This is a genomic window from Sporosarcina sp. NCCP-2222 (genome assembly GCF_023168145.1).
Taxonomy (GTDB): domain Bacteria; phylum Bacillota; class Bacilli; order Bacillales_A; family Planococcaceae; genus Sporosarcina.
This window is the reverse complement of sequence record NZ_BQYK01000010.1, coordinates 95,494-111,202: the sequence shown is the minus strand read 5'-3', so window position 1 is coordinate 111,202 and position 15,709 is coordinate 95,494. Positions and strand designations below refer to the sequence as shown.

Below are 15,709 nucleotides of genomic sequence, written 5' to 3'. Positions count from 1 at the left end.
AGAGGAAACGAATGGAACAGTGCTCGATATGCTCCGCTTTACAAGAGCTGCAAAGGGAGCAGGAGTTGTTAACTTGTCAACATACGCAATTTCGATTTATTAAGCGATTGAAGGACTACGATTGTATCCCTTTTACGTTATCGACTGCCAACCGTCGTTTTCATGCCTTTCACAAGGGGAAGCCAACACCATTTTTTTCGTTGCAATCGATAGACGAGGAGACCGGCTGCGTGGTGTTAACACTTCTTGAACCGCTGGATATGGAAGGGAATCACGCCTTTTTGGCTGATCAATTTTTTACGCTTCGAAAAACGGATAGCTGCGTCACCATTGTGCCCTGCTGTTTTTGTAGTATTGAGGCTCTTCCATTGGAATGTGTCGGGCGCCCCTTGCCGATCCGGGAGCAAAAAGGATAAAAGATATTGCCATCTACACACTTGTCCGTTGCCAACCTGCCTTTGTTTGAATGTATTAGAGATAGATTATGCATTTACGCAAAGGAGATTCGGTATCATGACAATTATAGGTATGCTGCACCATCGTAAAGATCCGCGCACTGTCATCAAATCATACGCCTATGCAGCTGTGGCGAAAGCGGAAGGCGCCACATTTTTTTATTTTTCTCCCGGTGAAGTGAATTTTGTTAATCGTTCCATTCGGGGACAAGTGTATGAAAATGGAAGTTGGGTGGAAAGGGTGATGCCTTTTCCAGATGTTATTTATAATGCCGGAAGCCCTGAAAAATTAGCAAAATCCAAAACGGTGTTGACCAAGTTGAAAAGTGAGATCCCGTTTACGACTCATTCCATAGGCAACAAGTGGAGTGTTGCCAACCGCCTGAAGGAAGGGAAGGAGTTTGCGAATTACTTAATACCATCTGAAATTGTAAAAGATGTTGATCAGTTACTGAAATTCATGACCGCTTTTCAGCGAATTGTATTCAAGCCGGTCGATGGAAGGAAAGGCAAAGGGATTTATTTTATAGAAAAGAAAGATCACCGATATGCGGTCACTTTTAATACGACGAAGCAATGGTATACGGAGCTGCAGCTTGTAAAATTTATTGAAACGAAGCTGAAACAAGAACCTTTCATCTTGCAGCCGTACATTCAATCCGTAACGAAGTCTGGGCAAGTGTTCGATTTTCGGTTGCATGTGCAGAAAAATGGCGAGGGCGAATGGGTGATCACGACGATCTATCCCCGTGTAGCACCCCAAGGATCAATTATCGCCAATATTAACAATGGTGGCTTTACCAATTACCTGGATCCTTTTTTAGAACAAGAATTCGGCTCTGATGCCTTTAATATTCGCAAGACGCTGGAGTTCTTTTCGTTGTCACTAGCCCGTCATCTGGATGAATTGCAGATGGTTCAATTTGGCGAAATGATTGATGAAATTGGTGTCGATATCGGCATGGATGAAAACCGGAAGCTGTGGATCTATGAAGTAAACTGGCGTCCCGGATGTCCGCCTGCATTTTATTTGGAATTGGATGTAGTCATCAACGGGATTCGATATGCCATGTATATGGCTAAAAACCAACGGAAAATGAAAGAGCAAATCCGTGAAGTGAAGCGAAGGAACTTGAATAAGGAAGGCGTTATGCCAGTCATCGGCATTACCGGAAGCGCGGGCAAGACGACAACGAAAGCATTTGTCGCTTCCATCCTGTCGAAGAAGTGGAATGTGTTCGAGTCGAAGGACTATTGGAATACGACTGAACATACGAAGCAGCATGCCGCCTTACTCACCCCTTCCCACGATGTGGCTGTACTGGAATATGGGATGGCGTATCCTGGCGTCATTACGGAGCATTGTAGCATTATCCAGCCGACGATCAGCATCGTTACAAACATTGGGCATGCGCACATTGGGAATTTTAATGGAGATCCCCGCGGCATCGCGAAAGCCAAGTCCGAAATCATTCACGGCATGGATCAGCATGGCATCTTGATTGTCAACGCAGATGATAAGAATTCGAGGTTTTTGGAAACGCAAAAATTTAAAGGCAAAATTTATACAGTCGGCATTCATACCGAAAAGGCGCATTACCGAGCATATGATCTTCAATACTCCGAGCAAGGCATGTCATTTAAAATGAACTTGCAAGGTCAAAAAATGGATTTTTTTATCCCGATTTTAGGGGAGCATCATGTATACAATGCATTGAATGCGATTGCGGTAGCCGATTTGCTCGGATTTACAGCGCTTGAAATAAAACTGGGCCTGCTGTTTAGAAAACCGCCGCGCCGGTTGACCCTCTACGATTTGAAGGACGGCATTACAGTCATTGACGATACAGTCCATTCCCATCCAGAAGGGGTGAAGGCGGCCCTCGACGTACTCGATAATATTGCGAAGAATCGGAAAGTGGCGATTATCGGCCAGATGCGGGAGCTTGGTGATCTACGGGAAGCAGAATATGAGAAGGTCGGTCAATATGTGAAAAAGCTAGGGATTGATCTTTTCATCACGTATGGTTTTCGTACCGAAGAGATGGGAGCTGCTGCGAAAAAAGCCGGCTTTCCAGCGCAAAACATCCATCACTTCACCGATCGGGAAAAGCTGCATGACTTGCTGAAGAAGCTCGTCCGCAAGAATGATACGATTCTTATCAAAGGAGCGAGCAAAACGAATATGTTTGATACTGTAAAATTCTTGGATCAGCAATTTAAACAGTAGGAAATACTGCCGTTTCCCATCGTTCGGGGAACGGTTTTTTCATGCCATAAAAAAACGAGGAAAAGTTGTGCTTCACTTTTCCTCGGACATATGGAATGTTATTTCTTTCGCGGCATCTTCAGCATTTCGCCTCGCTTGCAGCAAGGTGTCTCCTGTCGCGATCACGTATGCGTAACGGTGACCCATAGAAAGTGGTGGAATAAGCACAGTTCCTTTTCGCGGCTTAACATACACGTCCAGGACTCCTTGTGCTTTTCGGGCCCTCGCTTTGCCAGTCACTTTTTCAAGCTTTCCTCTTTCAGAAACGATGACATAATGAGTGTAAATATGCTGTTTCCTTGAAGGAGTAATGTTCGGAACACCGCCTGTATAAAGCTTAATGGTTTCCTTCACTAAATTAAAACCGAATGCAGCTTCAAGCATCTTGTTCATCGCGCCGCCTGAAATACGGGGATTAATTTCGATCAATTTCCACCCTTTCGGCGAACGCCGCAATTCGAGATGCATCGCTCCGTTTTCCAGACCAAAGCGTTTGACAATTGATTTGATGATTTGTTCAACCGGGGTCTTCATCATCTGTGGAACATCTACCATCACGCCATAACCGGTAATAATAAAACGTTTGCCCGCCGTCACTTCCTGCTTCATGAAACCGGCAATTTTTACTGTTCCTTTGTGTACGAGTGCTTCTACTAAATATTGCTCTCCTTCGATGTATTCCTCCAAAATAACAGGCTCATACGGCGAGTTATCATGCAGTTTGTTCATATGTCTCATGAGCTGTTTACTGTTTTTTGCTAGAAGCACATCCTTAGAGCCGGTAGAATGTGGTGATTTAACGATAACCGGATAGCCAAGCTTCATTGATTCTATTGAATAGGTGTCAAATTCTTCTGGCTGGATGATGAAATGCTTCGGGGTAAAAGGATAATTTTGCAGGAGTTCTCTCGTTGCCGCTTTATTCTCCATTGTCGTGATTGCCTTTGTCGAAGAGACATTAGTGCAAAATTCGTCTTGTAGTTCTGAGGCAATGTGCACAAATGAATCGACAAAACTAAGAATCGATTTAATAACCAGCCCTCGGTCGGATAGCTCTGCTATTTTCTTTTTCATCTCTTTGATGTCCGTCGTCTCAATTTGAACCATCTCATGCACATCTTTATACTCTTCCCGCTGTCTCAACTGCTTTTCATTACTTGTAAATAGCACCGTGAAATATCCGAGATCTCCGGCCGCCCGGATTGCCTCACGGCTTGATCCGGATTTGTTTGTTCCAATAAATATGATTGTTTTCAAAGAGTCCACTCCTTAACTGATCAAGCGAAAACCATTCCTTTCTATCGTATGTCGGATTGTGCTGGGTACATGGTCAAGTATCTTGATGTATGAAGGATTTCATTGCACAAAAAAGGTGTTAGTCCAAGCATCCGAAGGACGTTTGCATATACTGAAACATGCGAAAGGAGTGAAATACAACGATGAAACCGTTAACCGTAGGCCAAATTAGAAAGAGGCTGGGGGGCGAATTGATACAAGGATCCGATCAAATGATCGTCAAGCATGGCGCGTATCGAATCAAGCAGCTGAAACATCCGCATACCCTATTATTCACGAGAAAAAATATTGTCGATTGGGAGAAGCTGAAAGACTATTTTCCACTCGTCCTTGTGACGGATTCAGAGGAAGGTAACAATACACATCTTACCGATTTGACGATAATCCGAGTTGCAGATGCCAATGATGCCTATTGGTCTTTTGTTGATTACTATCGGTCTTTGCTTGATCTCCCGGTTATCGCAATTACTGGGACATCCGGAAAAACGACGACCAAAGAAATGATTCGGCATTTATTATCAGCGCAAAAGAAGATCGCCAGCACAAACAGCAGCAATAATTCCAGAACAGCACATTTGCATTATTTACTCAGCATGGATGAAGATACCGAAGCGGCCGTATTTGAAACCGCTGTCGGCGCTCCTGGGGATATTTTGAATGCGGGAAGGTATTTTAAGCCGACCATCGGCATCATCACCAATATCGGAGAACATCACTTGAACTATTGCACAACGTTGGAAAGTTATATTGAAGCAAAATGTGAATTGTTCACAGTTGTAGGTGATTCAGGAACAATGATTCTAAATATGGATGACCCGACCATCCGCAAATTGGATCAAAACTATAAGGGGAAAATTCTTACAGTTGGAATCAATGGAAATTTCGATTATACCGCGAAAGACGTTCAGTATGCAGACGGCGGCATGCAATTCAACGTAGAATGCAACGGCCAAAGACTTCCTATGTTTGTACCGGGCTACGGCTTCCATCAAGTGAGCAATGCACTAGCTGCGTTGGCGGCTGTTCATCAAATTGGTATGTCAATGCACGAGGCCGCTGATTCGCTAAAAACTTTTTCTCCGTTAAATAAACAATTACAGGTACAAAAAGGCATAAAAGGATCCACGCTGATTGATGACACATGGAGCCTGACAACCACATCACTACAAGCTGCCTTGAAAGTTTTAAACGAAGTCGGTCAAGGCAAGAAAAAAATCGCTATCATCGGAACGATTACAGACCTTGGTTCCTGGGGTTATGTCATCCATAAAAATGCAGGAGAAATGCTTGCGAAAAGCGGAATTGATGTCCTTGTGACAATCGGCAAACATGCTCGGATTATGGCTCAAACTGTCGCAAAAACGCGAAAACTTAATATGGTGATGGCGTTTAATAACCATATACGTGCAATTGAATTTGTAAGTGACTTGATAGATGAGCAGTCCGTCGTCCTCATCAAGGGAGATATGTATAGTAAATCGGTAAATCTGGTAGCTGCCTCATTGAAGAAGAACTGATCCATCTATTTGGCTATCCTAATTTCCTGAGTATGGACAAACACCAAGCCGCTAACGCGGAAGGGATAATATTCTACAGTATAAATGCGAAAGGAGGGATTTTTTATGGGTATTGTTTGCCCATGTGGCGTTCGTGTCAATTCGGTTTCACAACAGAATCGGGTCAAGTTCGAAGGGGTCCCGGGAACTGTTTGCGGAACAATCAAGTATACAGCAGACATTTGCGTCTCGACGCCAGGCAGTTCCCGGCTGACTTTGCGTTTTATTGATACCGAGAATAATGGCGCACATAATTTCACATTTACCGCTACCTCTTTCAAGCAAGTGACATGTTGCAAAGGGGAGTACCGGTGCGATGTAACAGTAAGAGGCACAGGGGTTATCAATGGAATCACTTATGGGTTCCAAGCTATCTTTAGCGACTATTTCAAGATGGCAAAAGCTGATGTAGTCATGGAGTTTGAGATTTACGATTTCTTTGATCAATTAGGAGCAGCACCTGTTAAGAAGGGATCTATTATGGCTCGCGGCTGCATGTAATTTATAAACATGACGACTCCCGTCAATGGAACGGGAGTCAGGCCGTTATCGGAAAGATGGTGAGCGTGTGAGAAGAATAACCGGCCATTTTAGGAAGCTGACAAATTATTTACTCCCCGAACAACAGAAAGAGGGGCAAGCAGACGATCGGTTCATTGTGACAATGCAAAGAGAAGAGAATCATTCTTGGCATATTGCTTCCATCATCAAGGTGAATAGTACAATGCCAGCACATGCACTGTTTCGATGGCGAATAGCCAGAATGCGTAGATCATTGCAACAGCTTGCGGATGAAGTGGCAGCAAACTATAAGGACAGTCTGACAGTTGTTTTAACTGTGACCTGCAATCCTTCTGGATACGTTCAGTTGGAACATCATCGAATTCATTTCCGGAATAGCAAATGGAGTCAATACGCACTGTTAAAAAGCAACAACCGATTAGCCCCATATTTGCCCCCGACTGAATTATATACACCTGAAACGGTTCGTGACTTTTTACAGCGATACAAAGAAGTTCTCCTCAAACCTTGTATCGGGCAAGAAGGGAAAGGAATCATCCAGGTAATTAGGCAACCTGATGAAAGTTTTGCAATTCATCAATGGAACGAAAAATATACGTGTGCCTCTTACGACGAACTATTTGAACGTTTAGCTAGCAGCAATGTAGCGAAAAAACCATATATAGTTCAGCAAAAGCTGCGGCTAGCTGAAATCGGTGATTGTCCAATCGATCTTCGTGTTGTTGTACAAAAGGACGAAAATCGATGGGTTGGTACGGGGATGCTCGTGAAAGTTGCGGCGAAAGACTTTTTTGTGACAAATGTCGCACAGCACATCATGCCTTTTGAAGAAGGGATACGACAGTCTAGTATCGCACGATTCGGCGCGCGGAAACTGAAAGACCGGTTGTATCAGTTATGCTTGGCTGCTGCCAGGCAACTGGAACAGGTCAACCCGGCACCCGACATCATTGGCTATGATATAGGCATAACCCAGTGCGGAAAAATCTTTATACTTGAAGGGAATTATGTACCGGACTTGGCAATGTTCCATTCACTTGAAGACCAAAAGATGTATTGGACGATCAAGTCGTACCAACTGCAGAATGAAAATTAGTTCTGGTGACAGCGGAAGGGAGGGTAAATATGAAACCGTTACATGTGCAAGCAATCAAGGAACTCCTTCAAGGCGAACTCATTTATGGAGCCGTGAATTGGAGAGTGCACCACGCCATCTACTACAAACGGCAGGTGTTATCCCGTACGCATACATTGATGTTCATCCACCGCACCGAAACTATTGATTGGGATGAGATTGAATCGAAAAAACCAGCTTTATTGGTCACAGATAAACCGGTAGATGAGATCCAAATAGACCTCCCGGATATTACAATAATTAAGGTACCGAGTCTCGTTCAGGCCTATTGGTCTTTCATCGAATATTATCGAGCCCAGTTTTCAATTCCTGTAATCACCATTACGGGCACATGTGGAAAGACGACAACAAAAGACATGATACGACATATCATGAGTGCAAAATATAATGTCGTCGCTTCTGTCAGCAGCAAAAATGAACCACGGCGTTCCTTCCCGTATTTGATGCAAATGAATGATCGGACGGATGTAGCTGTGTTCGAACACGGTCTCGGTAATTCAGGAAACATCAAACACCAATGCTTGATTTATAAACCGACAATAGGCATTTTGACGAATATTGGCGTCCATCACTTGGATGGCTGTCACGACTTGGACGGTTATATTCGTGCAAAAAGTGAAATAGTGGAAGGTATTTCAGAAGGCGGAATTCTCATATTGAATGCGGATGATGAAAATACGAAAAAAGTCGAGCTTTCCCCTTTTAAAGGAGAGAAAATTTTATATATCAGCATCCAAGAAGAGACTGATTACTGGGCGACTGATATACGTTACGCGGAAGGAGGCATGGCTTTTACGTTACACCATGATGGGGCATCTTTTGAGGCATTTGTACCAGGTTTCGGTACGCATCAAGTATATAACGCATTGGCAGCAATTGCGGCAACAACCGAAATGGGACTGGCTGAACGAGATGCCATCTACCAGCTGGCGTCCTTTTCAAATCCCGAGCGGCATATGCAGTTCTTTGAAGGGGTAGCGGGCAGTACGATCATTGACGACACATGGACCATTAATCCAACGTCTATCAAGGCGGCATTGCAAGTAATAAAAGAACTGGGCAGAGAGAAAAAAATCATTTTTGTCGTTGGCGATATTAACCGGCTTGGCCGTTTTGAGAAAAAGTATCATCAAGAAATCGGGGATCTTATTGCGGAACAGCCGATTGATTTATTGATCACTATCGGCAGCAAGGCGGAGGAAATCGGCAGGCAGGCGAAACGGGCAGGCAGCCAGGCGGAAATTCGAATGCTCAAAGAGGTGGAAGGCGTGGAGAAAATTGTAGCTCCTTTGCTAGATCAAAATACGATTGTGTTAATTAAAGGTCCTATGTCAAGTAAAGGATTGATTGAGTTCGCCAAAGGATTGAGGAAGAAATAGGCTAATTCATGACTTTTTTAAAAAAACGTTTAGCCACGCAAAAGAGGAAAGGCGAAGGAAACATCAAGTTTTCCTTCGCCTTTTTTGGTTCGAACGAGATACCTATTCATTGCTCGCTTTTCAATATTTGTATTAGCATATTTGGAGGATGCGGCATATCGCCAATCGCGCAGCCGCATTCAAAACGTCTAATTAGTTTCCTGATATGAAGCGCTTCGCTGTAATATAGTGCGAGTTATAATAGTCGACAAGCAGGACACGGGATTGGACACCTGAGGACGTTGGAATAATAATGCGGTATTCACCGGCATAGATCCCAACCAAGCTAGGCGTTTTCGATCCTTTTACACTATTAAAGAATACTAAATCACCTTTTTTCAAGTTAGCACGTGAGACAGTTGTCCCTTTTGCCATCAAAGCCGATAAAGACGTAGCCGGAAGGGTGATGTTCTGTTTTTTATAAACATAATTGATATATCCAAGGCTCGTAAATCTCATAGCACTTGCATTCGTCACGTTGCCGATTGTCGCTTTATCACGCAGTTGATATGCGGACTCAACAATTTTATCTCCCTTTGTTGCAGGGGATGATGACATTAAACCAGGTAGTACGCGACGAGCGGTAACGTAGTTATCTTTGTAATAGGGTTTGCTATTCATGTCAGTAATAACAATCTTCTGCTTAGGATCGGCCATTTGAATGACTTTGTTGTTGCCCATATACATGACAACATGATCCGGATCTGTACCTGTTTTCTTTGATTTAAAGAAGAGGAGATCGCCTTTTTTCCATTGACCTTTTGCCACATATGTCCCTTGTTTCATCATATAATCCTCATTATACGTTCCGAGATCAACGCCGTTTTTCTCAAAAACATACATAAGAAATGAAGCGCATGAAAACTTATAAGGATAGGTATCTTTATATTGTGTATTGCTGTAGCTCGCTTTTCCAATTAGGCTTTTTGCAGTTGCTATCAATTGATCTGCTTTCGCATTTACAGCCGCTGTTGTAGGTTGCGATGCAAGAGTAGCAGCAGCTACCGGCTCGGGATTAACTGCCGGGATGGCTAATGTACTGAGAGTGACTGTGGCGGCTAATGCAGCTGAGATAATTTTTTTATTCATAATTTCCTCCTTGTATGTATGCAAAGTTTCGGAACGCCTTTACAGTATCATAGAAAAATTGCAGGGTTGGCAGGAAATTAATCCCGTGGAATTTTACCAGTTAGCACAAACGTACATATGACAGCCTGTTCCTTGTTTCTTTACATTTGCATTACAAAGATTACAACTGGAATGTTCAGGTATTTATCATGCAGGCAACCAATTGTTGGAATTGTGAAAAGAGGAGATAAGAGTAAGAGGTACAAAATAATAATATTATGTAAAGCTAATTGTGGAGAAAGAAAAAAGCGCAAGATGCTTACGCTTTTTCATAGGAGAAGTGCAGTTCATTCAATTGTGGATTAACCGTAACATGCAAGTCGTGCCCTGAAAAAAACCACTCATCACGCTTTTCGATATAGAAAAGGACTCCGTCTTGCTTCGTTTCCACGCCAATTTCATCATGGCCTTCTTTTCTAATGCCTAATGAGAACCCCTCATGCAATGGGCTCGCACCACCGTAGCGTGCAAAGAATTTGATTTCGTCACCTGGTTCCACATCCATTTCCTCATGGAACCATTCTAAAGCTTCCTCTGATAAAACGATTTTCATTCAGCATCCCGCCTTTCGGTTTGTCCTATTGTATTACAACCACTTCACCTTTGGCTCGGTTCCTGCTTTGATTCTCGTCATGTTTGCGCGGTGGCGGTAGAAAATAAATACGGCCATAAGCCCAACAATGATCATCAAGTAGATATCCTTTGTTATGAAATAGTAGATGACCGTGTAAATGAAAGCTACGGCTGCTACGATCATAGAGGATAGTGAAACCATTTTCGTGATTTTCAAGGCGATCAGAAAGGTCAAAAGGACAATAAGAAAAATTGGCCAATTGTAGCCTAATAGAATCCCGCCGGAAGTGGCCACTGCCTTTCCTCCTTTGAAGCGTGCGAATACAGGAAAGATATGCCCGATGACCGCCATGAACCCGATCACGAGCGGGTGAATATTCACATCACTAAAGTAAGGAAGCAATGGAAGCAGGACAGCTGCAGTACCTTTTAATATGTCGAGAACGGTGACGATTAAACCTGCTGTTTTGCCTAACACACGAAATGTGTTGGTCGCCCCTAAGTTGCCGCTGCCATGCTCGCGGACATCTGTTTTGAAAAATAATTTGCCTATCCAAAGGGCAGAAGGGATAGAGCCGAGCAGATACGCAAGAAGTAGTAAAATAGCTGTTTCCATAATGGTCCCCTTTACATATTTCCGTTACTGTTAGTTTAGCAGAACGTCAGGAAGGGGACAATGAGATTTACAAATGTGTCTTTCCTGTTAAGAAAAGAATATAGTCAAGTTGTTGCCAATTGGACGGAAATTCCTCTTGTCATTGCATATTACAGCGTTGTTCTATACAATAAATTGAGCGAGCTACATGAAAACGTTGATTTGACAAGCTTTTCTTGTAGCGTTACGATATATATAAAAGAGAACATTTGTTTGATGGGGGTTGCAATTTGACGAAGAATCAAGAAGTGTATACGTATGATGATGATTCGATCAGTGTATTGGAAGGTCTTGATGCGGTACGGAAACGTCCAGGGATGTATATCGGATCCACTGATGCACGAGGGCTTCATCATCTCGTTTATGAAATTGTAGATAATGCAGTGGATGAAGCATTGGCGGGTTACGGGAATGAAGTCGACGTCATGCTTCACAAAGACGGCAGCGTCAGTGTACGGGATTATGGGCGTGGTATGCCTACCGGAATGCACAAAATGGGGAAGCCGACGACAGAAGTCATTTTCACCGTCTTGCATGCCGGGGGAAAGTTTGGCCAGGGCGGCTATAAAACAAGTGGCGGTTTGCACGGCGTCGGCGCTTCAGTCGTCAACGCGCTTTCTGAATGGCTGGAAGTAACCATTTATCGTGATGGCAAGAAATTTCGCCAGCGATTTGAAAACGGCGGCAAGCCAGCTACAACACTAGAGGAGATAGGAACGTCCAAGGAAAAAGGGACGCTCATTCACTTCAAACCCGATCCAACCATCTTTTCGACAATAAAATATCAATACGATACTTTGGCGGAACGCTTGCGGGAATCTGCATTCCTCTTAAAAGGATTAAAAATTGTCCTGGCGGAGGAAGGCACCGACAAGAAGGATGTATTCCATTATGAATCGGGGATCAAAGCGTTCGTTTCTTATTTGAACGAGGAAAAAGATACGCTTCATGAGGTCGCCTATTTAGAAGGTGTTGCTGAAGGAATTGAAGTCGAATTTGCTTTCCAATTCAGTGACGGCTATTCTGAAACCATTCTGTCCTTCGTTAATAACGTCCGGACAAAAGATGGCGGTACGCATGAAACGGGTGCCAAAACAGCGATGACTCGCGTATTCAACGAATATGCGAGAAAAACAGGCATTTTAAAAGAAAAGGACAAAAACTTGGATGGCTCGGACATCCGAGAAGGGATTTCAGCTGTCGTTTCCGTCCGCATTCCAGAGGAAATTCTTCAATTTGAAGGACAGACGAAAGGAAAGCTTGGGACAAGCGAAGCGAGGACGGCAACAGACGGCATCATTTCCCAGCAGCTTCTCTATTTCCTTGAGGAGAACGCTGAATTGAGTGCCAACCTGATCCGCAAAGCGATTCGCGCGCAGCAGGCAAGAGAAGCGGCCCGAAAAGCACGTGAAGATGCACGTTCCGGAAAGAAACGAAAGAAATCGGATACGCTGCTATCCGGCAAGCTGACACCTGCCCAATCCAGAAATGCTTCAAAAAATGAATTGTACTTAGTTGAGGGAGACTCGGCTGGCGGTTCTGCCAAGCAGGGACGAGACCGGACTTTCCAAGCAATTTTGCCGCTTCGGGGTAAAGTTATCAATACGGAAAAGGCAAAGCTTGAAGATATTATGAAAAACGAGGAGATCAATACGATTATCCACGCAATTGGCGGTGGAGTCGGGGCCGATTTCCATATTGACGATATCGCATACGACAAAGTGATTATCATGACCGATGCCGATACGGACGGAGCGCATATCCAAGTGTTGCTCCTTACATTTTTCTATCGGTACATGAAGCCGCTCATCGAAGCAGGCAAAGTCTATATCGCGTTGCCACCACTTTACAAAGTATTCAAAGGAACAGGCAAAAGCGAAAAAGTCGAGTATGCATGGACCGAATCAGATTTGAATGCGGCCATTAAGAAGATTGGCAAAGGCTATATGCTACAGCGCTACAAAGGTCTCGGTGAAATGAATGCCGAACAGCTTTGGGAAACGACGATGAATCCTGAGACACGCACATTGATCCGGGTGACGATTGAAGACGGCGCCCAATCGGAACGCCGCGTCACGACGTTAATGGGTGATAAAGTCGAACCACGCCGCCGATGGATTGAAAGTAATGTTGATTTTGGCGTGGAAGATCAAAATATATTGGAAAATGAATTTCTCCATGAGGGGGACTCTGAATGACAGCAACAGAACGTTACCAAGACCTTCCACTGGAAGAAGTCATCGGGGACCGATTTGGACGGTATAGTAAATATATTATCCAAGACCGGGCATTGCCGGATGCACGAGATGGGCTGAAGCCTGTTCAGCGGCGTATCCTGTATGCAATGTTCCATGAAGGGAATACGCATGATAAAGCATTCCGGAAATCGGCAAAAACTGTCGGGAACGTCATCGGGAATTACCATCCTCATGGCGATTCCTCCGTCTATGATGCGATGGTCCGGATGAGCCAGGATTGGAAACTGCGTCATCTGATGGTGGAAATGCACGGAAATAATGGATCTGTTGACGGCGATCCTGCTGCCGCTATGCGTTATACAGAAGCAAGACTTTCTGCTATTGCTGGTGAAATGCTACGTGATATCGGGAAGAATACTGTGGATTTCATTCCCAACTTTGATGATACAGAGCCGGAGCCGACTGTACTGCCGGCTCGATTCCCGAACCTGTTGGTGAATGGATCGACAGGAATTTCAGCGGGATATGCGACAGACATCCCGCCTCATGCGCTACATGAGGTGATAGATGCTGTATTGATGCGGATGGACAATCCAGACGTTTCGGTAGAAGAATTGATGACTGTATTAAAAGGCCCTGATTTTCCGACAGGCGGCATCATACAAGGAACCGATGGCATCAAAACAGCTTATGAAACGGGTAAAGGCCGATTCGTCATACGTGCCAAATATGAAATTGAATCATTGAAAGCAGGAAAATCCCAAATTGTTGTCACGGAAATTCCTTACGATGTGAACAAGGCAAACCTAGTGAAAAAGATGGATGAATTACGTCTGGATCGTAAATTAGATGGAATCGCGGATGTACGGGATGAGTCGGACCGCACGGGCTTGCGAATTGTTATTGAACTTAAAAAGGATATTGACGGCAATAGCATCATGCAATATCTATTGAAGAACACAGACCTTCAAATTACGTACAATTTCAATATGGTGGCGATTTCTAACAGACGGCCGATGCTGATGTCACTTCCAATGCTGCTTGACGCATATATTGATCATCAGAAAGATGTTGTCACGCGTCGCTCGGAGTACGATATTCAAAAAGCAAAAGACCGTCTGCATATTGTAGAAGGTCTCATGAAGGCGTTATCGATTTTGGATGAAGTGATCAAAACGATCCGTGCTTCCAAGGATAAACGGGATGCTAAGAATAATCTCATCGCTCAATTTGGATTTACAGAAGTTCAGGCAGAAGCGATCGTCTCCTTGCAGCTTTATCGTTTGACGAATACGGATATCACCGAACTGCAACGAGAAGATGAATCACTACGTAAATTAATTGAGCAATTGGATGCAATCCTGAAAAGCGACCGTAAACTTTCCTCGGTTATCAAGAAGGAATTGCTTGAAATTCGCAAGCAATTTGCTGAGCCAAGACTCTCTGTAATTGAGGAAAAGATTGAAAGTATTAAAGTGGATCTCGACATCCTTGTGCCAAGTGAAGAGGTTGTGGTATCTGTCACGAAGGACGGGTATGTGAAGCGTACGAGCATGCGGTCCTACTCGGCTTCCAATGGCGCGGGCCAGGAGATGAAAGAGTCTGATTTCAGTCTAATGGAATCTGTCATGAATACACAGCATCATGTGCTGCTCTTCACTTCACGCGGCAATTATATTTATCAGCCAGTTCACGAGCTACCGGACATCCGCTGGAAGGATCTTGGACAGCATATTTCAAGTATCATTTCACTGGAGCCTGGCGAAGAAGTGGCAGCTGTACTCGGTTTTGATTCTTTTGAAGCCAATGTTTCGGTACTTACCGTCTCAGCGCAAGGAAATATTAAAATTTCACAGCTGGCCGACTTCCAAGTACAACGCTATTCACGTACCTTTAAGGCAATGAACATCAAGAAAGGCGATCGCCTAGTAGATGCGCGGATTGTCCAAGGAAACGAGGATGTTATTCTAATCACCCAGCAAGCGTACGGCCTGCGTTTCTCTCTAACAGAGCTTTCCCAAACCGGCGTCCGAACGGCTGGTGTTAAGGGGATTAATTTGAAGCCGGATGATGTTGTCGTCTCCATTGAAACCGTTACAGATCAGGGAGAGTCAATCGTAATTGCAACGCAACGCGGGGCAGTGAAACGGATGGCGTTAAAAGAACTTGAGACTGCAGGCAGGGCGCAGCGAGGACTTGTTGTCCTGAAAGAGCTGAAAAGCCATCCACACCGAATTATTGGTACAGCTTTAGCAAAAACGGATGATCAACTCATCCTGATGACTGCTCAAGGCAAGAAAATACCGTTTGCAGCAGGCACGCTGCGGCTGGTAGATCGCTATTCGAACGGCAGCTTTATTGCGGATGAACAAAAAGACGGCCAAGCAGTCCGTCTGTACAAAGAACCGAAAGTACAAATCGATTAATTGGAGTCACGGGCAAAAGGCCCGTGACTTTTTCAATGGATTCGATTATACTAATTCGAGAATCGAAATAGTTAAGGC

The 15,709-nt window shown here is 44.1% G+C and carries 12 protein-coding genes; 8 read left to right on the top strand and 4 right to left on the bottom strand.

Annotated elements, in window-relative coordinates; translation table 11 throughout:
• Positions 1 to 11 precede the first annotated feature (11 nt).
• Together NCCP2222_RS18035 and NCCP2222_RS18030 are read left to right on the top strand one after the other, a co-directional pair.
• Positions 12 to 416, top strand: a complete 405-nt coding sequence (locus tag NCCP2222_RS18035) for a CotY/CotZ family spore coat protein (RefSeq protein ID WP_248513777.1) — start codon at positions 12 to 14, stop codon at positions 414 to 416.
• 97 nt (positions 417 to 513) lie between these two features.
• On the top strand, positions 514 to 2,685 hold the full coding sequence (locus tag NCCP2222_RS18030; RefSeq protein WP_248513776.1) for a YheC/YheD family protein: 2,172 nt from the start codon (positions 514 to 516) through the stop codon (positions 2,683 to 2,685).
• Positions 2,686 to 2,757: 72 nt separating this feature from the next.
• Here the strand turns inward: NCCP2222_RS18030 and NCCP2222_RS18025 are convergent, their stop codons facing one another.
• The gene (locus NCCP2222_RS18025; RefSeq protein ID WP_375709213.1) at positions 2,758 to 3,981 is read right to left on the bottom strand and encodes an ATP-grasp domain-containing protein; all 1,224 of its coding nucleotides are present in this window, start codon (positions 3,979 to 3,981) and stop codon (positions 2,758 to 2,760) included.
• Positions 3,982 to 4,163: 182 nt separating this feature from the next.
• Between NCCP2222_RS18025 and NCCP2222_RS18020 the strand changes: the two genes are divergently transcribed.
• The 4 genes from NCCP2222_RS18020 to NCCP2222_RS18005 all read left to right on the top strand — a co-directional run bounded on the left by NCCP2222_RS18020 (position 4,164) and on the right by NCCP2222_RS18005 (position 8,612).
• Positions 4,164 to 5,537 (top strand): Mur ligase family protein, encoded by a 1,374-nt coding sequence (locus tag NCCP2222_RS18020; protein ID WP_248513774.1) that lies wholly within the window; start codon positions 4,164 to 4,166, stop codon positions 5,535 to 5,537.
• A 105-nt stretch (positions 5,538 to 5,642) separates the two neighbouring features.
• Positions 5,643 to 6,077: a hypothetical protein gene (locus NCCP2222_RS18015; protein WP_248513773.1), complete on the top strand. Its 435-nt coding sequence runs from the start codon at positions 5,643 to 5,645 to the stop codon at positions 6,075 to 6,077.
• Positions 6,078 to 6,144: 67 nt separating this feature from the next.
• Positions 6,145 to 7,194: a YheC/YheD family protein gene (locus NCCP2222_RS18010; protein WP_248513772.1), complete on the top strand. Its 1,050-nt coding sequence runs from the start codon at positions 6,145 to 6,147 to the stop codon at positions 7,192 to 7,194.
• Between the two features lie 29 nt (positions 7,195 to 7,223).
• Entirely contained in the window at positions 7,224 to 8,612 is a 1,389-nt protein-coding gene (locus NCCP2222_RS18005; protein ID WP_248513771.1) for a Mur ligase family protein, read from the top strand.
• Positions 8,613 to 8,804: 192 nt separating this feature from the next.
• On the opposite strand, the gene NCCP2222_RS18000 is transcribed toward NCCP2222_RS18005, so the two are convergent.
• The 3 genes from NCCP2222_RS18000 to plsY all read right to left on the bottom strand — a co-directional run bounded on the left by NCCP2222_RS18000 (position 8,805) and on the right by plsY (position 10,968).
• The gene (locus NCCP2222_RS18000) at positions 8,805 to 9,740 is read right to left on the bottom strand and encodes a C40 family peptidase (RefSeq protein WP_248513770.1); all 936 of its coding nucleotides are present in this window, start codon (positions 9,738 to 9,740) and stop codon (positions 8,805 to 8,807) included.
• 298 nt (positions 9,741 to 10,038) lie between these two features.
• Positions 10,039 to 10,332 (bottom strand): HesB/YadR/YfhF family protein, encoded by a 294-nt coding sequence (locus NCCP2222_RS17995; RefSeq protein ID WP_248513769.1) that lies wholly within the window; start codon positions 10,330 to 10,332, stop codon positions 10,039 to 10,041.
• 33 nt (positions 10,333 to 10,365) lie between these two features.
• Complete coding sequence (plsY, locus tag NCCP2222_RS17990) at positions 10,366 to 10,968, bottom strand: glycerol-3-phosphate 1-O-acyltransferase PlsY (protein ID WP_248513768.1); 603 nt, start codon at positions 10,966 to 10,968, stop codon at positions 10,366 to 10,368.
• Positions 10,969 to 11,237: 269 nt separating this feature from the next.
• Between plsY and parE the strand changes: the two genes are divergently transcribed.
• Both parE and parC read left to right on the top strand, forming a co-directional pair.
• Positions 11,238 to 13,205 (top strand): DNA topoisomerase IV subunit B, encoded by a 1,968-nt coding sequence (gene parE, locus NCCP2222_RS17985; RefSeq protein ID WP_248513767.1) that lies wholly within the window; start codon positions 11,238 to 11,240, stop codon positions 13,203 to 13,205.
• Positions 13,202 to 15,631: a DNA topoisomerase IV subunit A gene (gene parC, locus NCCP2222_RS17980; RefSeq protein ID WP_248513766.1), complete on the top strand. Its 2,430-nt coding sequence runs from the start codon at positions 13,202 to 13,204 to the stop codon at positions 15,629 to 15,631. The genes parE and parC overlap by 4 nt, the downstream gene beginning before the upstream one ends.
• The last annotated feature ends 78 nt before the right edge of the window (positions 15,632 to 15,709 follow it).